Here is a 17,734-nt window from a genome sequence, read left to right as displayed (position 1 = left end):
TGACACAGTGAACGGCGGGGGATCATGCGCTGCCGCCCGCGATCCGCGACACGGCGCGGGCACCGGCGGGCCCCACGGGGGCTGAAGTGCACGGCGCGATGTGGAGGCAGCCTCGGTGACCTATCTTCTCGGCCTGCGGATGGACGGACGCGACGCCCTCGTCGTGGGCGGCGGCCGCGTCGCCCAGCGGCGCGTGCCCGTTCTGCTGGAGTCGGGAGCCCGGGTCACGCTGGTGGCGCCCGAGGCCACCGCGACCCTGGAGGACCTCGCCGACGCCGGGCGCATCACCTGGCACCGGCGCGGGTTCCGCTCGGGCGACGTCGCGGGGGGCGAGCTGGGCGGCTTCTGGCTGGTGCACGCGGCAACCGACTCCGCCCGGACCAATGCCGCGGTCGCCGCCGAAGCCGAGGCCGAGCGGGTGTGGTGCGTGCGCGCCGACGACCGCCACGCGTCGGCCGCCTGGACCCCCGCCAGCGGCGGCGCGGCCGGCGTCACCGTCGGCGTGGTGGCCAACGGCGACCCCCGCCGCGCGGCGGGGCTGCGCGACGCCGTCGTCGAGGGCCTCGCCGACGGCTCGCTGGACGCCCGGCGCGGCCGCGAGCGCCACCGGGGAGTCGCCCTGGTGGGCGGCGGTCCCGGCGACCCCGGCCTGATCACCGTGCGCGGACGCCAGCTGCTCGCCCAGGCCGACGTGGTGGTGGTCGACCGGCTCGCCCCCACCTCGCTGCTGGAGTCGCTTCCCGCCGACGTGGAGATCGTCGACGCGGCCAAGATCCCCTACGGGCGGTCGATGACCCAGGACGACATCAACGACACCCTCGTCCGACACGCCCGTGCCGGAAGGTTCGTCGTCCGCCTCAAGGGCGGCGACCCCTTCCTCTTCGGGCGCGGCGGCGAAGAGGCGCTGGCATGCGCGCGGGCGGGACTGCCCGTCACCGTCGTCCCCGGTATCACCAGCGCACTCGCCGCTCCCGCCGGCGCCGGCATCCCTGTCACCCACCGCGGCGTCGCCCAGGACGTCCACGTGGTCTCCGGCCATGTGCCGCCGGGCGACCCGCGGTCCACCGTCGACTGGCCCGCGCTGGCCCGCGCAGGCGGTACCGTCGTTGCCCTGATGGCCGTCGAGCGGATCGAGGCCATCGCCGCCGCCCTGATGGAGCACGGGCGGGCGCCCCAGACCCCGGTGGCGCTCGTTCAGGAGGCCACGATGCCGACCCAGCGCACCGTCCGGGCCACACTCGCCACCGTCGGGCGCGCTGTGCGCGAATCCGAGGTGCGCCCGCCGTCCGTGATCGTCATCGGAGAAGTGGTCGACGTGGCCGGTGAACTTGACATACTGCACATGGGGCGCGCTGAGTCGGGGCCCGGCGGCGCCTCCGCCGATACCGCCGGCGGCGACCCACCCGAGGGGAATCGCATCTTGTGACCGCGACGACCGATGAGGAGGGCGGAAGCGCTATGTCCCGGCCGTCTGCGACGACGGACGCCACAGGGGCGGGCCGGCCCGAGCCGCGTACCCGCGAGGCGGCCGACGGGCAACGGGCCGCCTCCGGGCGCCACGAACGCGCCCCCGCCGCCACCCAGGAGAACCAGGGCGCCAAGCACCGCGGCGACGACTCCTTCGACGCCCGGTTCGAGAAGGTCCTGGAGAACCTGGGCGGCCGCATCCGCGCCACCGAGTTCGCTGAAGGGCTGCCCGGAGCCCGCGAGGGGGTCACCGCCCGCACCAACCTGCTGCACCAGCTCGACGACTACGTCCTCCCGCGCGTGCGCCGCCCCGAGACCCCGCTGCTGATCGCCGTCGCAGGCTCCACCGGGGCGGGCAAGTCCACCCTCGTCAACAGCCTGGTAGGCGAACAGGTCACCACGACCGGAGTGCGCCGCCCCACCACCAACAGCCCCGTGCTCGCCTGCAACCCGGCCGACGTCGACTGGTTCAGCGAGGCGTCGTTTTTGCCCACCCTGCCGCGTGTGCGCCAGCACGGCCTGGCCATGCCCGGCAAGGACGGCATGCTCGTGCTGGCCCCGAGCGAGGCCATGCCCCGCGGCGTCGCCCTGCTGGACACCCCCGACGTCGACTCGGCTGTCTCGGCCCACCACGAGTTCGCCTCCAAGTTCCTCGACGCCGCCGACCTGTGGGTGTTCGTCACCACCAGCCGCCGCTACGCCGACGCCCGCGTATGGGAGTTCCTCCAGGTGGCGCGCGACCGCGCGACGTCGCTGGCCGTGGTGCTCTCGCGCGTGCCCGAGCGCGGGCACACGCAGCTCGTCCAGCACTTCGGCGCGATGCTGGAGGCCAACGGGCTGGGCGACGCGCCCCGCTTCATCGTCCCCGAGACCGACCAGATCGCGGAGGAGCGCTTCACCTCCAACGTGGCCGACCACATCCGCGAGTACCTCGCCGACGTCGCCGGCGACCTGGTCCAGCGCGACCGCGTGTCGCTGCGCACGTTCATCGGCGTCATCGACAGCTTCCGCACCCGGGTACCCGACCTCGCCAAGCAGGTCGAGGTCCAGGTCGAGGCCCGGCGCGTGCTGGAGTCGGCGGTCAAGTCCGCCTACGAGGGCGCCGGGGCCGAGATCGACGAGGCGCTGCGCGACGGCGAGCTGATGCGCGGCAACCTGCTGGCCCGCTGGCAGGACATCGCCGCCAGCGGCGAGCTGATGCGGATGATGCGCACCCGCGGCAGGCGCAAGCCGCGCGGCGACCAGGACGAGGAGTCGCGCGTGCGGGGACTGGAACACGCCGTGCGCGACAGCCTGGAGTCGCTGGTGGTGGCCTCGGCCGAGCGCGCCGTCGAGAAGGCCGCCGACGAGTGGGAGACCGTGCCCGGGGGCGGGGACATCGTCGAGCGCGCCGGAGGACGGCGGCTGCCCGAGTCCTTCGTCGAGCGCGTCAGCGGAACCGTCTCGGAGTGGATGCACCGCGTCGGCGAGATGGTCTCCGCCGACGGCGCCACCAAGCGCTCGGTTGCGCGCGTGATCCGGTTCGACAAGCAGGCGTTCACCCTCGTGCTGATCGTGGAGCTGCTGGGCTACGACGCCGCGGGCGCCGCGTCCGAGCGCAGGTCCGGGCCCTCGCCCAACCGTCTGCTCAGAGGTGTGTTCGGAGCGGATTCACTGCGTAACATCAGTAACCGGGCGCGTGATGATCTGCGGCGGCGGATCGGCACGCTGCTCTACGAGGAGCGCACCCGCTTCACCGACACGCTGGCGGCGGTCAAGCTGCCCGAAGAGGACGACGCGGTCCAGCTCTACCAAGCGACGTACAACCTCGAGATTGCGCGATGACGACTCATTGGAACGCCGCTCACGCGGACGAGGAGCCCGGTGCGGCGGGGAACGACGGCGCCGGCCGCCCTGATCAGGGCCGGACACCGGGTTCCGGGCAGGACGCGCGCAGCGGCGACCAGCCGTGGCACGGCTACGTCGTCCCCGAGACCGAGGAGCGCACCAGGGCCGGCTGGGCGCCGCCTGCGGGGGATACGTGGCCGGCGTCGCGCCCCGTCGGGCCGCCCGCCTCGTCCTACCCCGCGCTCCGGCGCGCCGTCGACCAGCAGTCGGGCACCGACGACCCCGAGGACGAGCGGCCCGAGGCGGAGCCGCCCCGCGGCGGCGCAGCGGACGGCGACGCCCCCACCGCACCGGTGCCCGTCGTCGGCCGTGAGGCGGAGCAGGAGCCGAATCGGCGTCGCGCCGAGGCCGCGGACGACACCTCGGCTCGGCGGAACGGCGGCGAGGATGCCGCCGACTCGGAGGGTCCCGAGCCCTTGCCGAAGCGGCCCCCGCGCCGGTCGGCCGAGGGGTCCGGGCCGCGCCAGGCCCGGCGCGAGCAGGAGGGCGAGTCCGGGGCCGGCACCGCCGAGCCCTCCGGCCACGGCCGCCACGCCGCCGCGGCGCCGCCCGCCACTCCCGCGCGCCCGGAGGGCGCCGGCCGCGGCGTTCGCAGAGGCGACCCCGACGACCCCGACCGCCTGGCCGACTGGGTCGGCAGCCTCGCCGACGCCGAGGAGACCGGCATGATCGCCGGGCGCCGTACGGGGCCGATGCCGATCGTGGACCCCGTCCAGGACACCTCCGCCGATCCCGAGCCCCGGCCGCTCCCCGAGCCCGCCGCGCAGCACGGAGCGCCCGCCGGCGCAGCCGGGACGCGCTACTGGGCGGACCCCGGCGCCACCGGCGGCGACGAGGAGTACCACCCCGCGACCGCCGACGACTTCTGGGAGCCGATGCCCGAGGTCACCCGCGAGCAACTGATCGCCCGTCTGGACGCGGTCTCGGCGCTGGTGGGCATCGGCGCCGACGACTTCGACCCCGACCTCGTCGAGCGGGCCCAGAACCTGCTCGACCACGCCGGAGCCCGGCTGCGGCTCTCGGGCGAGCACACGGTGGTCGCCCTGGCCGGCGGCACCGGCAGCGGCAAGTCGTCGCTGTTCAACGCCCTGTGCGGGCTGGACTTCTCGCGTGTGGGCATCACCCGCCCCACCACCTCCGACGCGCACGCCTGCGTATGGGGCAACGACGGCGCCGAAGGGCTGCTGAGCTGGCTGGGCGTGCCGCGGCGGAACCGCCATTCGCGCACCAGCGAGCTCGATAGGAACGACTCCGAGCTGTCCGGGCTGCTGCTGCTGGACCTGCCCGACCACGACTCGGTGCGCGCCGAGCACACCGCCGAGGCCGCCCGCCTGATCGGTTCCTCCGACCTGCTCGTGTGGGTGCTCGACCCGCAGAAGTACGCCGACGCCGCCGTGCACCACCGCTACCTGGCCGAGATGACCGGCCACGGCTCGGTCACCGTTGCGGTGCTCAACCAGGTCGACCGGGTCGCTCCCGAGGAGCTGGAGGAGCTGCTGACGGACCTGCGCCGGCTGCTGGAGACCGAGTCGGGCGTGCATCCGCGCGTGCTGACCACCTCCACGGTCACCGGTCAGGGCATCCGCACACTGCGCTCCCTGCTGGCCGAGACCGTCTCCCAGCGCCGGGCGATGATCGACCGGCTGGCGGCCGACCTCGACCGCGTCGTCGTGGAGTTCGAGCGCTACCACGGCGATCCCGGCCAGGCCGGCACCGCGGTGCCCGACAAGGTGCGCTCCGGGCTGGTCGGCGACCTGGTGGAGGCCGGAGGGGTCGAGGCCATCGCCGACTCCGCGGAGACCGCCTACCAGCAGCGCGGCGAGGGCCGCGTCGGCTGGCCGATGGCCCGGTGGGCCAAGGCGCTGCGCCGCGACCCGCTGAGCAGGGTCGGCGGCGAGTTCGCCGGCAGCACCGAACGCTCCGCCCCGGTCGAGGCCTACGGTGCCGGCATCGACAAGGCCGCCGTGGACGTCGCCGACCACGTCGCCGGCTCACTGCCGGCGCCCTGGCCGCGCCGGGTGCGGGCGGCCGCCCGCAGCGGCCTGGACCAGCTTCCCCAGGAGCTCAGCGACGCCGTGGCGGCCTCGGTCCCCGATCCCCACGACACGCCCACGTGGTGGCGGATGGTGCAGGCGCTGCAGTACGCGCTGGTGGGCCTGGCCGCGGCCGGTGTGCTGTGGTTCTGCACGGTGCTGGTCAGCTGGCTGGCCGGCGGCCTGACGGGCGTGGCGATGCTGGACGCCCCCGTCTTCCTCGGCTTCGCCGGTGCGACGGCGGTGGCCACGCCCGTGACGGGCTGGCTGCTGGGCACCGGCTGCGCCAACCTGATCGCCGTGTCGGCGGTGCAGCGGCGCGAGCATGTCGAGCAGCGCAGCTCCCAGCGTGCCCGCGAGCTCGCCGAGCAGCGCATCCTCGCCCCGGTCGAGCAGGAGCTCGCCCGCTACGCCGAGTCCTGCGGCGCCCTGGCCACCGCGCAGGGCTCGGAGGACTGAGCCGCCCCGGACGTTGTGCCGGGGCGGCGGTCGGCGCGGGACAGCGCGCGTCGGCGCCGTGCCCGCGCGGCACCCCGCCTTCCGTCCGCGATACCGAATTCCGTCGTGTAAAGCGTCACTTAAGGCGTCCATTCGGTGACCGAAAGTGCGCGGTCGATGCCGGGTCGAACGGGGGGCGGAGGGCTGTCGCGATTCGATTCGGCCGCGGGGGCGGGCTTTTCGGGCCCGCAATCCGCCGGTTCCGCTGAATGCTGCACAATCGGCGATTAGAATATCACTGACTGTGATTCATTGTGGGGCCTCAGCGATCGGCACCGGATGCGCGAGGGCACGCTCACCGCGGCCCGCGCCGCCGTCTCCGCGGTGCCGCGCTGGACGTCCTGAGCGCGAGCGGGGGAGATCCACGTGGCGGTGGCCGAGCGGAGCGCGGTGGGCCGCAAACTGCGATGGCGGTATCGCCAGCCCTCCTGGCCGCTGCTGTCCCAACCCCGCGGCCTGGCCGTACTGATCGGCGTCGTCGTGGGCGGGGCCGTCCTGCTCGGGGTCGGTGCGGCGGCCTTCACCCCCGTCCGGGGCGCGGAGCTGGCCACCTTCGGCGCACTGGTGGCGTGCGCGGGCCTGTGCGTCGAGGCCATGCGCCGGCTCGGCAAGCCCTCGGGGCTCACCCGCGACCTGCTGGGCGCCTGGTGGCTGCCCACCGTGCTGATGCTTCCGCCGCTGTACTCGCTGCTGATCCCGATACCGGTGTACCTGCTGCTGCAGTTCCGCATCCGGCGCGCGGTGGTGCACCGCAGGGTCTTCAACGCCGCGTCGGTGGGCGCCGCCGGGTTCGCCGCCTCCACCCTGTTCCACGGTGCGGTGGCGGGCGACTGGTCGCAGGCGGTGGCGCTGCCGCTGGCGGCCACCGAGGTCGCAATGTCCTCGGTGCAGGGCGCGCTGCTGGCGCTGGCCTGCTGCGCGGTGTTCACCGCGCTCAACAACCTCGCCGTGGCCGCGGCGATGTTCTTGAGCGGCACGGGCACGCCGTGGCGCAAGATGCTGTGCGACCGCGAGGCGCTGATCGTCGACGGCGTCGAGCTGTGCGCCGGCATCACCGCGGCCATCGTCACCGGTCTGTCCCCGCTGCTCCTGGCCGTGGTGCTGCCGCCGGTACTGCTGCTCCAGCGCAGCCTGCTCTTCCAGCAGTTGCAGACGGCCGCGCGCACCGACCCCAAGACCGGCCTTCTCAACGCGAGCACCTGGGAGGCCGAGGCCGGCGCCGAGATCGCGCGGTCGCGGCGCGGGGGGCGGTCGGCGGCGGTGCTCATCGTCGACATCGACCACTTCAAGGCTGTGAACGACACCTACGGCCACCTGTTCGGCGACCATGTGCTGCTGGGGGTGGCCACCACCCTCACCGGGCAGCTGCGCTCCAGCGACGTCGTCGGGCGGTTCGGGGGCGAGGAGTTCGTGGTACTGCTGCCCGGCGCGGACATGGCCGAGGCGTGCCGCGTCGCCGAGCGGCTGCGCCTTCGGGTGAACAGGATGGAGCTCAAGGCCGAGGGCGCGGAGGTGGCGATCACGGTCTCGCTGGGCCTGGCCGTGCTGCGGGTCCACGGCGACGACCTCGTGGGCCTGCTCGCGGCCGCCGACCTGGCCCTCTACCGAGCCAAGGGAGCAGGGCGCGACCGGGTCTGCCTGCCGGTGGTCGCGCGGCCCGAGATCCCGGCCCAGCTCGGCGTGCACGGGGTCCCGCACGGCGGGGCGGTGCCGTCGGCGTCCGGAGCCGCGGCGCCCGAGAGCCGCGACCCGGACTGAGCGCGCCGCACCGGGCGGCACCGTCCACAGGACGCGAATCGGCGTTGCCCGAGGGCACGCCGCGAGGCGACCGTGAGTACATGGCCCAGGACAACCAGTCGCCCCAGGTCCCCTCCCGCCTCACCCTCTCCGGCCCCTCCGACATCCTCGCCGCCGTCCCCTATATCGTCGGCTACCACCCGAACGACACCTTGCTGGTGCTCGGCCTGCGCGGCGACGCGCCGCGGCTGCACACCACCTTCTGCCGCGACCTCGCCGCCGACGGGGCGGACGACGACCGCGAAGAGGCCGCCGACCGCCTCGCCGCGGCCCTGCGCGACGAAGGCTGCACCGTCGCGCTCGCCGTGGGCTACGGTCCGGCGGGCGCCGTCACCCGCAACGTCGACGCACTCCGGCGGGCCGCCGCGCGTGCGGGCGTCGCGCTGCGCGAGGCGCTGCGGGTCTGCGAGGGGCGGTACTGGTCCTACACCTGCACCTCGCCCGAGTGCTGTCCGCCCGAAGGCGTGGCCTACGACCCCTCGTCCTCGGCCGTTGCGGCCGCCGCCGTCGCCAACGGGCTGAGCGCATGGCCCAGCCGCGAGTCCATCCGCGATCACCTCGCCCCGGCCGAGGGCCCCCGCCGCGCCCTGATGCGCGCGGCCACCCGCGCGGCCGAGGAGCGCGCCGCGCGCCTGTGCGCGCCCGGGCACCGCGGGCGCGACGCCTATGGGCCGCGGTTCCGCGTCGAAGGCGCCCGCGCCGTCCGCGCCGCCGCCGACGCGGCCGCGTGCGGCGAGCTTCCCGAGGACCCCGGCCACATCGCCTGGCTGGGGGTGCTGCTGGGGTGCGTGCGCGTGCGCGACGAGGCCTGGTGCCTGATCGGCCCCGACACCGCCGAGGCGCACCAGCGGCTGTGGCGGCACGTGCTGTGCCACTGCGAGCCCGGATACCGGGCGGCCCCCGGCTCGCTGCTGGCGGTCGCGGCCTGGGCCCGGGGCGACACCGCCCTGGCCGACGCCGCATTGGAGCGCGTGCGCCGAAGTGACCCCGACTACTCCATGGCGGCCCTGGTCCACCGGGCTCTGCGTGCGGGCCTGCCCTGGCGCGGCTACCCTCCGGCAAGCCTGCAGGCGGCCTGGCCGCTGGAGGACCCGTGAGGACGGCGGGACGGCCCCGTGCGGACCGCCGGTACGCGGCCGCCCGCCCCTGCTCCGCCCCGCTACGCGCTCCGCCCCGCCCGATCACCGCGGCACCGGCGGCCGGCTGGTCCCAAGCCTGTGCGCCACGCCCTAGGCTGGAAACATGCCGGAGTTCATTTACAGCTTGCAGAACGTGCGCAAGGCGCACGGAGACAAAGTCGTCCTCGACGACGTCTCGGGGCAGTTCCTCTACGGTGCGAAGATCGGTGTGGTCGGGCCGAACGGCGCGGGCAAGTCCTCGCTGCTCAAGCTCATGGCCGGGGTCGAGCAGCCGTCCAACGGCGAGGCCCGGCTGATGCCCGGCTACAGCGTCGGCCTGCTGGCCCAGGAACCCCGCCTCGACCCCGACAAGACGGTCCTGGAGAACGTCGAGGACGGCGTCGCCGAGACCAAGGCGATGCTCGCGCAGTTCAACGAGATCGCCGAGAAGATGGCCACCGACTACTCCGACGACCTGCTCGCCGAGATGGGCAGGCTCCAGGAGCAGCTGGACCACCGCAACGCCTGGGACCTCGACAGCCAGCTCGCCCAGGCCATGGACGCGCTGCGCTGCCCGCCGCCCGAAGCCGACGTCACCACCCTCTCCGGCGGCGAGAAGCGCCGCGTGGCGCTGTGCCGCCTGCTGCTGGAGCAGCCCGACCTGCTCCTGCTCGACGAGCCCACCAACCACCTGGACGCCGAAAGCGTCCAGTGGCTGGAGTCGCACCTGGAGAACTACACCGGGACCATCATCGCGATCACACACGACCGCTACTTCCTGGACAACGTCGCGACCTGGATCCTGGAGCTCGACCGCGGCAAGCTCTACCCCTACGAGGGCAACTACACCACCTACCTCGACACCAAGGCCGCCCGCCTGAAGGTCGAAGGGCAGAAGGACGTCAAGCGGCAGAAGCGCCTCTCCGAGGAGCTGGAGTGGGTGCGGTCCAACGCCAAGGCCCGCCAGACCAAGAGCCGCGCCCGGCTGCAGCGCTACGAGGAGATGGCCGCCGAGGCGGCCAAGACCCGCAAGCTCGACTTCGAGGAGATCCAGATCCCGCCGGGCCCGCGCCTGGGCACCAGCGTGGTCGACGCCAAGAACCTCACCAAGGGCTTCGGCGACGTCGTGCTGATCGACGGCCTGAACTTCTCCCTGCCGCCCAACGGCCTCGTGGGTGTCATCGGCCCCAACGGCGTCGGCAAGACCACCCTGTTCAAGATGATCGTCGGCGAGGAGAAGCCCGACTCCGGGTCCATCAACGTCGGCGACACCGTGCAGATCTCCTACGTCGACCAGTCGCGCGCCCGGATCGACGGGGACAAGAACGTCTGGCAGGTGATCTCCGACGGCGAGAGCTTCATCCAGGTGGGCAACGTCGAGATCCCCAGCCGCGCCTACGTCGCCGCCTTCGGGTTCAAGGGCTCCGACCAGCAGAAGCCGGCCGGAGTGCTCTCCGGCGGCGAGCGCAACCGGGTCAACCTCGCGCTGACCCTCAAGCAGGGCGGCAACCTGCTGCTGCTGGACGAGCCCACCAACGACCTCGACGTCGACACCCTGGGCTCGCTGGAGAACGCGCTGCTGGACTTCCCCGGCTGCGCGGTGATCACCAGCCACGACCGCTGGTTCCTGGACCGCGTCGCCACCCACATCCTCGCGTGGGAGGGCGGCTCGGACTGGTTCTGGTTCGAGGGCAACTTCGAGGCCTACGAGAAGAACAAGATCGAGCGGCTGGGCGCCGACGCCGCGCGGCCGCACGCGGTGACCCACCGCAAGCTGACCCGCGACTGACGACCGGTCGGCGACCTCCGGCACCGGTTCCTCCGGGGGCGGCGCGCTCTCGCGCCCGCCGCCCCCGGAGCGGCCGCCGCCCGCGCCGCCGGTGATCGGCACAGCGGGGCGAGGACTCGCGCCGCGGTGCGGCACCGCATAGGCTGACCATCGACTATGACTTCCCCGCGCGAAGAACCCCAGACGTTCTATGACGCCGTCGGCGGCGAGGAGACCTTCGTCCGCCTCGTCCGCCGCTTCTACCAGGGCGTGGCCGAGGACCCCGTCCTCCGGCCGCTCTACCCCGAAGAGGACCTCGGTCCCGCCGAGGAGCGGCTGCGCCTGTTCCTCATGCAGTACTGGGGCGGCCCCCGCACCTACAGCGAGCGGCGCGGCCATCCCCGGTTGCGCATGCGGCACTTCCCCTTCCGCGTCGGAACGCGCGAGCGCGACCACTGGCTGACCCACATGCGCGCCGCCGTCGACGAACTGGAGCTGCCCGAGGCTCTGGACCGCCAGCTCTGGGAGTACCTGGTCTACGCGGCGCACAGCATGGTCAACGCCCCGGACGAGGCACCCGGCGGCGAGACCCGGCTGGGCGTGCAGAGCCCGCCGGAGTAAGCCGGCGGGCCCCACCGGGCGCGCCCGCGGCCCCGCGCCAGCGGCGGGTCATCCGGCCGGGGCTTCGAGGCCGGCCGACACCGCTCGGTGAACAGCCGCCGCATCCGCTCCCAGCGGTCGGGCGTGTCCAGCCGGCTCCACAGCAGGCGGTACACGCGGCCGTAGCCGAGGACGCCGGTGTCCATGCCCGGAGCCCGGAGCAGGTCGAGCGCGCGGTCCGCCTCGGACTCGCCGAGCAGCGCCCACCTGGCGAGGTAGGCGGCCGTTCCGAGCTCGGACCGGACCTCGTCCTGGACGGAGTCGAAGCCCGGATCGCCGCCTCTCCCGGCGCCGGCGGGCGGGGCGGCGGGGGCCGGTAGCCGGGGCCGCCCGGAGCCCGGCGCTCAGCCGGCCGGCCGGGGCCTGCGCAGCCCCCGGCGGGCGGGCGCGGGTACCACCGCCGCCGCGGCCGTGCAGAAAAGCGCCGCCGCGGCGTAGACCGCGTCGATCCCCAGCCACGTGATCACCAGGCCCATGAGCACGGGGGCCACGGTGTTGCTCAGGGCCTGCAGCGAGTTCTGCGCGGCCATCGCGCGTCCGGACCAGGCCATGCCCGCGGTCTCGGCGACGGCGGTGAAGGTCAGGCCGTTGTGGCTCACCGCGAGTACCAGGCAGGCCAGCAGCAGCGGCACCGCGGCGTCCGGGACGAGCGCAGGCGAGAGCGACAGCAGGAGAAGCGCCGCCGCGGAGAGGAGCGCGAGCACGCGGACCGGCCGCAGGCGGCTGCCCAGCCGGTCGGACACGACGCCCAGCAGCATCCGGTTCACCGCTCCGCAGGCCTGCGTCACCGCCACCGCGGCGCCCGCGGCGGGCGCCGACCACCCGTGCTCGCTCACCAGGTAGACGAGCGCGTAGGTCATGACGCTGAACTGCGGCACGCCCAGCAGCATGCTGGCGCCGTGGACGCGCCAGATCACCGCGTGCCGGTAGGGGGAGCGCGCGGCGGGTTTGGCGGCGGGGGAGTCGTCGGCGGTCGGCGCGGCGTCTCCTCGGGCGCCCTGGTCGTCGGCGGCGTCCCCGGCCGTCCGGGGAGGGCGGGCGAAGACCAGCACCAGCGGGACCATGACGATCGCGAGAGCGGCGGGCAGCGTCATCGCGGCGACGAACCCCCAGCGCTCGGCGACGAGCGGCATCAGCGCGGCCGATCCGCCGACGCCGATCGGCTGGGCGGTCTGGCGGATGCCCATCGCCAGGCCGCGCCGGCGGATTTCGAACCACGACATCACCAGGCGTCCCCCGGCGGCGTTGACCGGGCCGCCGGCGGCGCCGACGCACACAAGGACGGCTCCGGCGCCGAACACGCCGTCGACGGTGCCCAGCAGTGCGAGGCAGCCCGCGGTCAGCGCCAGGCTGGCCGCCATCGTGAACCGCTCGCCGTAGCGGTCGATGACCACGCCCCAGCCGAACAGGGTCGTCAGCAGTCCGAGCGCGGGCAGTCCGGCCAGCGTCCCGGCCTGGGCGATGCTCAGCCCGAACGCCTCGCGCAGCTCCGGCAGCACGAACGGCACCCCGAACAGCGCCCCGACACTCGCGACCTGCGATACGACGGCGATACACAGGATGATCCAACGCCTGTTGCGCACCGGGTCAGCCTAGTCAGCACCGTTGAGCGGGGACGCGGCGGGGATCGCCGGGCAGCGGGCGGTGCCAAGGCCGCGCAAGGCCGCGGGAGGCGCTGTGGCGCGGCGGCCGCGGCCGCCGCGCCACAGGTGCGGTCTCTCGGGTGCAAGGGGAGGGGGTCAACCGGCGGCGTCGTGCGCCGGAGGTCCGGGGGTCAGCTGACCGAGATGTTGGAGCTGCCGCTGCTCTGGTAGCCCTCGGTCGCCATGATCATGTAGTAGTCGAAGCTGCCGAGGTTCATGCCGCTTCGGGCCCACGCGTTGAAGTGGTTTCCGGTGGTGATGGTGCCGCCGGTCTTCTTCGACCGGCGGACGCTCCAGAACTGGGGGAAGGTCGCGGTGCCTTCCACGGAGGGGGCGTCGTAGCGCATCGTGCGGTAGATGTCGTAGGTGCCGCCGTCGCTGCTGACGGCGCCCCGGTACTCGCCTTCGGGCCGGTAGTTGCCCCAGTTGTCGACGATGTAGTACTCGACGAGCGGGTTCGACGTCCACCCGTAGAGGCAGAGGTAGCCGTTGCCGGAGGGGTTGAAGCCGCCGGAGTAGTGCACGGTCCTGCGGCCGCCGTTGCTCCAGCCCTTGCCGCAGACGAAGTTCCCGGTGTCCTGCCAGGACATCCGGTAGCTTCCGCCGGAGCTCAGGGTCATGGACACCCATCCGCCGCCGTCGGACCAGAACGAGTAGTAGTAGCCGTTGTGCATGCCGGTCTGGTTGGAGGTGATGGTCGTGTCGGCGAGGGCGGTGCCGGGAAGCATCGCCGCGGCGGGTACGGCGAGCGCCGCGGCGCCGGCGCCGCCGATGAGTCTCCGGCGGCTGATCCCGTGGTTCTGGGGCTCGTTCATCTGCGTGTCTCCTCCTGGTCGAAGCCGGCAGGGCCGGACTTTGGGGGATGCGACCCGGCGGCGTTCCGGCTGCCGGCGGTGCGGCGCCGGGCGCCGGAGCCGGACAGGGCGGCGGGGGGAGGCCCGCTCGCGTCCGGTCGGCGGCCGCTAGGGCGGATCGCGGGGGCGATCCCGGTCGACGTTGGTTCGGTCACGAACAGACAGTGTTGGCCCGATTCCGATAAGTTGTCAATACTTTCCGGAAATATTGCGGAACAGGGGGCGCGGTCAGTCGCTGGTCAGGAGCGCGTTTGCGCAGATCAAAGGGCGATGGGTTCGCTGCGGCGGGATCAGCTCAGCCGCAACCGCCGAATGAGTGAGTGCGATGGCGGGTGAAATCCCGAAAATTATCGGAATTTGGCCGGGGTCCGGTATCGGAGGGTCCTCTACCCGCCGCCGGGCCGCACCGGCGGCGTTCGAGCGCCGCGCCGTCCTGGTCAGCACCGTCGACCGAGGCGCCGGGAAGCGGCGGTCCGGGAGGTGCCGGGAAGCGTTGTTGGGCGGCGGCCGCGGCCGCCGCGCCACAGGTGCGGTTTCGCGGGTAACAGGGGGACGGCGGTGCCGGCGTCCTGCCCGGACATCCGGTGGCTTCGGCCGGAGCTCAGGGCCGCAGCCACCGGCGCGCCGGACCGGCACGCACGACCTACGGCTCGGGGACCTTGGTGAGCACCATGGACGGAGGCCCGTCCGGATCGCCTCTGAACGCCAGCTCTCCGCCGCCGGTCGCGTAGAGCTGGATGCCGGAGATCCTGCCGGGTGCACTCTCGTCGAGCGACAGGTAGACGAAGTCGTCGGAAGCCGGGTTGTCGATGAACTCCCACGTGCCGCTGAAGTCGGAGGCGCCGGGGTACACGCCCGTCACTACGGCGGTGGCGGTGAACGTCCCGCCGGGATCGAGCTCCACCTCGCCGCCGGCCGCGTCGCTGCGGTATACGCCGGGAAGCTCGCCGGGGTCGACGGGGGCCATGCACCCTGAGGTGAGTACCGTGCAACCGGTCAGGGCGGCGACGAGCCACCGTGCGTTCGTCTTTTCGCCTGTCACGGGCCTAGCGTAACGTCCGGTCCCACGAGCTGGATCTTGGGGCCGCCTCGGCCCGGAGCCGCCGGCGGCTGTCTGGGCGAACGACCCGGCGGTGCCGCTCCACCCTGCGCGCACGCGCTTTGCGGGCGCGCAGGCCGCAGACCCGATGTCCGGCTCGCCGGGGCGGCCGGGTGGCCCCTTCCGGCCGCCCCGGGGGGCGAAGCCGCGTCGAGGCGCCCCCCGCGGCGCTCAGCCCTCGGGCAGCAGGAAGTCGTCGAGGTAGTCGCGCTCGTCCTGGTCGAGGCGGCGGATGGACTGGCCCTGCACGTCGTAGCCGACGAGGACCGAGATCGCGCGGGCGTAGACGTGGTCGTCGTCGCAGATCTCGTAGGCCAGCCGGAAGCTGGCGTTGCGGACCTCGGTCACCCGCGTCTCGACGCGGACCGGATCGCTGCGCAGCAGGATCGGTTTGAGGTAGTCGATCTCGTGGCGGGCCACGACCAGCCCGCCGAACGGGCTGGGCCGCCCGGACCCGGAGTCCGGCCGCAGGAACGCGATGCGGGCGTCCTCGAGGTAGGTCAGCATCCGCACGTTGTTGACGTGGTTCAGCGGATCCAGGTCGGCGAAGCGCACCTGCGCGTGGAAGACGTGCCGGCGCGGCCCGCCGGCCTGCTTCGGCGCGTCAGCCTGCGTAGCGGCCTCCACCACGGCGATCCACCCTCCCGACGGCGACTGTGCGGACACATACCCCGTGCCCGTCCGCCAACGCTATCGGCCCCCGCGGCCCGCACGGCCGCCGGGGCCGTGCCGAGGCGGCGCGGCCCCGCTCATTCCGGGGCGGTCTCCAACCCGGTGAAGAGGGCGAGAAAAGCCAACTGGTCGGCGCTGAGGCCGATCGTGCGGGAGATCGCCCGGGTGCTGTGGCCGACCTCGGACTCCCGGCGCAGCAGGACGGGCCGCTCCCGCAGCGGGGCGGCGGTCGCGTGCTGCAGGGCGGCGCACATCTTCCGGGCGTGCATGGGGTCGACCCGGCTGTCGTTGTCGAAGACGGTGAACAGGGTCGCCGGATACACCGTGCCGTCGGCCACCCGGTGGTAGGGGGAGTAGTCCAGCAGCCAGCCCAGCGCCTCGGGATCGGACGCGCTGCCGTACTCGACGTTCCACAGCTCGCCCAGTCCGAAGCGCTCATAGCGCACCATGTCCAGCAGCGGGGCCGAGCACACCGCTGCGGCGAACAGGTCGGGCCGCTGCGTGAGGGCCGCTCCGACCAGCAGGCCCCCGTTGCTGCCGCCCATCACCGCGAGCTGTCCGGGCGTGGTGCGGCCGGACTCGATCAGGTGCTCGGCCGCCGCCGCGCAGTCGTCGAAGACGTTCTGCTTGGCGCCGAGCATGCCCGCGCGGTGCCACTCCTCGCCTTCCTCCAGCCCGCCCCGCAGGTTGGCCACCGCGTAGACGCCGCCGGCGCGCACCCAGCTCAGGGCGGTCGCGGAGTAGCCGGGCGTCATCGCGATCCGGAAGCCGCCGTAACCGTAGAGGATCGCCGGGCGCGGCCGCTCCTCACCGGCGGGGGAGACCACCAGCATGCGCACCGCCGTACCGTCGCGCGAGGTGAAGGCGACCTGCTCGGTGCGGACGTCGGGCACCTCGGGCGCGCCGGGGGCCGCCGCCCACAGCGACAGCCGCCCCTCGCGCGCGTCGTAGGCGTAGACCGACGTCGGCGAGGTGGTGTCGGTGTAGCCGAACCAGGCCTCGTGCCCGCCCTCCGGCCGTGCCGTGAACCCCCCGACCGACCCCAGCCCCGGAAGCTCCACCGCGCCGCGGCGTGCGCCGGTTTCGAGGTCGTGCACGGTGACCTCGCTGATGGCATGGCGCTGCCACGACACCAGCAGCACGCCTCCGTCCGATTGCGGCCCGTCCAGAACCGCGAAATCCATCAGCACGGCGTCGGGATCGGCCGCCACGAGCGTGCGCCAGCGCTCGGGGCCGGGCGTACGCGGGTCGGCCACGCACAGCCGCCCCCGCGGAGCGCCGCGGTCGGTGAACACGTACATCCGCCCGTCGCGGCCCACCGACGGCAGGACCTCGGCGTCGTGGCCCTCCTGGACGGTGACGAAGCGCGGCCGCTCCCATCCGTCCTCGGCCAGGTCGGCGATCCAGGCGTCGTTGCTCGCCGAGGTCCCCTTGGCGGCCGTCAGCACCAGCCAGCGTCCGTCCCGGCTGACCTCGACCCCGTAGTGCTCGGTCTTGTCCCGGCCCTCGCCGAAGACCAGCACGTCCTGGTCGGTGGGCGTGCCGACGCGGTGCAGGTAGACGCGGCGGTGGTACTGCTCGTCGCCCTCGGGCACCTGCCCGGGCGCGAGGCGGCGCACGTAGTAGAACGCCTCGCCGCCGGGCAGCCACGCCACCGGCGAGTAGCGGCACCGCTCGATGGGCCCGTCGACGACCGCGCCGGTGTCGACGTCCATGACCCGCAGCAGCGACTCCTCGTCGCCGCCCGCCGAGAGCTGGTAGGCCAGCAGCCGCCCTTCGGGATCGGGCCGCCAGGAGTCCAGCGTGGTGCGGCCGCTCGGATCCAGCGCCACCGGGTCGATCAGCGGGCGCTCGCGCGCCGCGCCCAAGCCGGAACCGGGCTCGGCCAGGTACAGCACACCGTGCTCCTGCTCGCCCGTACGCCGCATGAACAGGCAGCGGTCGCCCCGCCAGGCCGGCGCGCCGACGAACCCCGCGCCGAGCAGCGCCCGGATGTCCTCGGCGAAGTCCTCGCGCCCCGGCCACCGCCGTGCCTGCTCGACGTACAGGGCGTCCTGGGCGTCGCTCCACTCCTTGGACTCCGGGGAGCGGGGCTCCTCCAGCCAGCGGTAGGGGTCGGCGACGCTTCGCCCGTGCAGGACCTCAACGCAGTCGGTGCGCTCGGCGGCGGGATAGCGAGGTTCAGGCATGTCCAGAACTCTATCCGCCCGGCGCGGCGCGCCTCGGACACGGCCGGAC

At 73.8% G+C, this 17,734-nt stretch carries 12 protein-coding genes; 7 read left to right on the top strand and 5 right to left on the bottom strand.

The genetic code is table 11. From position 1 onward, the window contains the following. Nucleotides 1-115: 115 nt before the first annotated feature. The 7 genes from cobA to ABEA15_RS18975 all read left to right on the top strand — a co-directional run bounded on the left by cobA (nt 116) and on the right by ABEA15_RS18975 (nt 11,189). Nucleotides 116-1,426 carry a uroporphyrinogen-III C-methyltransferase gene (cobA, locus tag ABEA15_RS19005; RefSeq protein ID WP_344145552.1) on the top strand — a complete coding sequence of 437 codons (1,311 nt, stop codon included), beginning with the start codon at nt 116-118 and terminating at the stop codon, nt 1,424-1,426. Between the two features lie 32 nt (nt 1,427-1,458). Continuing rightward, complete coding sequence (locus tag ABEA15_RS19000; RefSeq protein ID WP_344145554.1) at nt 1,459-3,291, top strand: GTPase; 1,833 nt, start codon at nt 1,459-1,461, stop codon at nt 3,289-3,291. Further along, complete coding sequence (locus ABEA15_RS18995) at nt 3,288-5,846, top strand: GTPase (RefSeq protein WP_345557963.1); 2,559 nt, start codon at nt 3,288-3,290, stop codon at nt 5,844-5,846. The genes ABEA15_RS19000 and ABEA15_RS18995 overlap by 4 nt, the downstream gene beginning before the upstream one ends. 405 nt (nt 5,847-6,251) lie before the next feature. Beyond that, nucleotides 6,252-7,643 carry a sensor domain-containing diguanylate cyclase gene (locus ABEA15_RS18990; protein ID WP_425579412.1) on the top strand — a complete coding sequence of 464 codons (1,392 nt, stop codon included), beginning with the start codon at nt 6,252-6,254 and terminating at the stop codon, nt 7,641-7,643. An 80-nt stretch (nt 7,644-7,723) separates the two neighbouring features. Then, a complete protein-coding gene (locus ABEA15_RS18985; RefSeq protein ID WP_345557959.1) occupies nt 7,724-8,779 on the top strand; it encodes a DUF4192 domain-containing protein in 1,056 nt (351 codons plus the stop codon). 145 nt (nt 8,780-8,924) lie between these two features. Next, the gene (ettA, locus tag ABEA15_RS18980; RefSeq protein ID WP_345557957.1) at nt 8,925-10,589 is read left to right on the top strand and encodes an energy-dependent translational throttle protein EttA; all 1,665 of its coding nucleotides are present in this window, start codon (nt 8,925-8,927) and stop codon (nt 10,587-10,589) included. Between the two features lie 156 nt (nt 10,590-10,745). Next, the gene (locus tag ABEA15_RS18975) at nt 10,746-11,189 is read left to right on the top strand and encodes a globin (RefSeq protein ID WP_344145564.1); all 444 of its coding nucleotides are present in this window, start codon (nt 10,746-10,748) and stop codon (nt 11,187-11,189) included. A gap of 383 nt (nt 11,190-11,572) precedes the next feature. Here ABEA15_RS18975 and ABEA15_RS18970 read toward each other — a convergent pair whose 3' ends face one another. The 5 genes from ABEA15_RS18970 to ABEA15_RS18950 form a co-directional block, all read right to left on the bottom strand. Beyond that, nucleotides 11,573-12,811 (bottom strand): MFS transporter, encoded by a 1,239-nt coding sequence (locus ABEA15_RS18970; protein WP_344145566.1) that lies wholly within the window; start codon nt 12,809-12,811, stop codon nt 11,573-11,575. A gap of 191 nt (nt 12,812-13,002) precedes the next feature. After that, nucleotides 13,003-13,686: a glycoside hydrolase family 11 protein gene (locus tag ABEA15_RS18965; protein ID WP_344145568.1), complete on the bottom strand. Its 684-nt coding sequence runs from the start codon at nt 13,684-13,686 to the stop codon at nt 13,003-13,005. 682 nt (nt 13,687-14,368) lie between these two features. Beyond that, nucleotides 14,369-14,692: a hypothetical protein gene (locus tag ABEA15_RS18960; RefSeq protein WP_345557955.1), complete on the bottom strand. Its 324-nt coding sequence runs from the start codon at nt 14,690-14,692 to the stop codon at nt 14,369-14,371. A 303-nt stretch (nt 14,693-14,995) separates the two neighbouring features. Beyond that, on the bottom strand, nt 14,996-15,454 hold the full coding sequence (locus ABEA15_RS18955; RefSeq protein ID WP_345557953.1) for an acyl-CoA thioesterase: 459 nt from the start codon (nt 15,452-15,454) through the stop codon (nt 14,996-14,998). 119 nt (nt 15,455-15,573) lie between these two features. Continuing rightward, nucleotides 15,574-17,685 (bottom strand): prolyl oligopeptidase family serine peptidase, encoded by a 2,112-nt coding sequence (locus tag ABEA15_RS18950; protein WP_345557951.1) that lies wholly within the window; start codon nt 17,683-17,685, stop codon nt 15,574-15,576. Between the last annotated feature and the right edge of the window lie 49 nt (nt 17,686-17,734).

It is taken from the genome of Streptomonospora halophila (genome assembly GCF_039542725.1).
Taxonomy (GTDB): Bacteria; Actinomycetota; Actinomycetes; order Streptosporangiales; family Streptosporangiaceae; genus Streptomonospora; species Streptomonospora halophila.
This window is presented reverse-complemented; position numbering and strand designations above follow the sequence as displayed.

Coding starts and splice junctions, on each gene's coding strand:
- ABEA15_RS18960 (WP_345557955.1), bottom strand. CDS start 14,692: ATGGCCCCCGTCGACCCCGGCGAGCTTCCCGGCGTATACCGCAGCGAC.
- ABEA15_RS18995 (WP_345557963.1), top strand. CDS start 3,288: ATGACGACTCATTGGAACGCCGCTCACGCGGACGAGGAGCCCGGTGCG.
- ettA (WP_345557957.1), top strand. CDS start 8,925: ATGCCGGAGTTCATTTACAGCTTGCAGAACGTGCGCAAGGCGCACGGA.
- ABEA15_RS18950 (WP_345557951.1), bottom strand. CDS start 17,685: ATGCCTGAACCTCGCTATCCCGCCGCCGAGCGCACCGACTGCGTTGAG.
- ABEA15_RS18985 (WP_345557959.1), top strand. CDS start 7,724: ATGGCCCAGGACAACCAGTCGCCCCAGGTCCCCTCCCGCCTCACCCTC.
- ABEA15_RS18975 (WP_344145564.1), top strand. CDS start 10,746: ATGACTTCCCCGCGCGAAGAACCCCAGACGTTCTATGACGCCGTCGGC.
- ABEA15_RS19000 (WP_344145554.1), top strand. CDS start 1,459: ATGTCCCGGCCGTCTGCGACGACGGACGCCACAGGGGCGGGCCGGCCC.
- ABEA15_RS18965 (WP_344145568.1), bottom strand. CDS start 13,686: ATGAACGAGCCCCAGAACCACGGGATCAGCCGCCGGAGACTCATCGGC.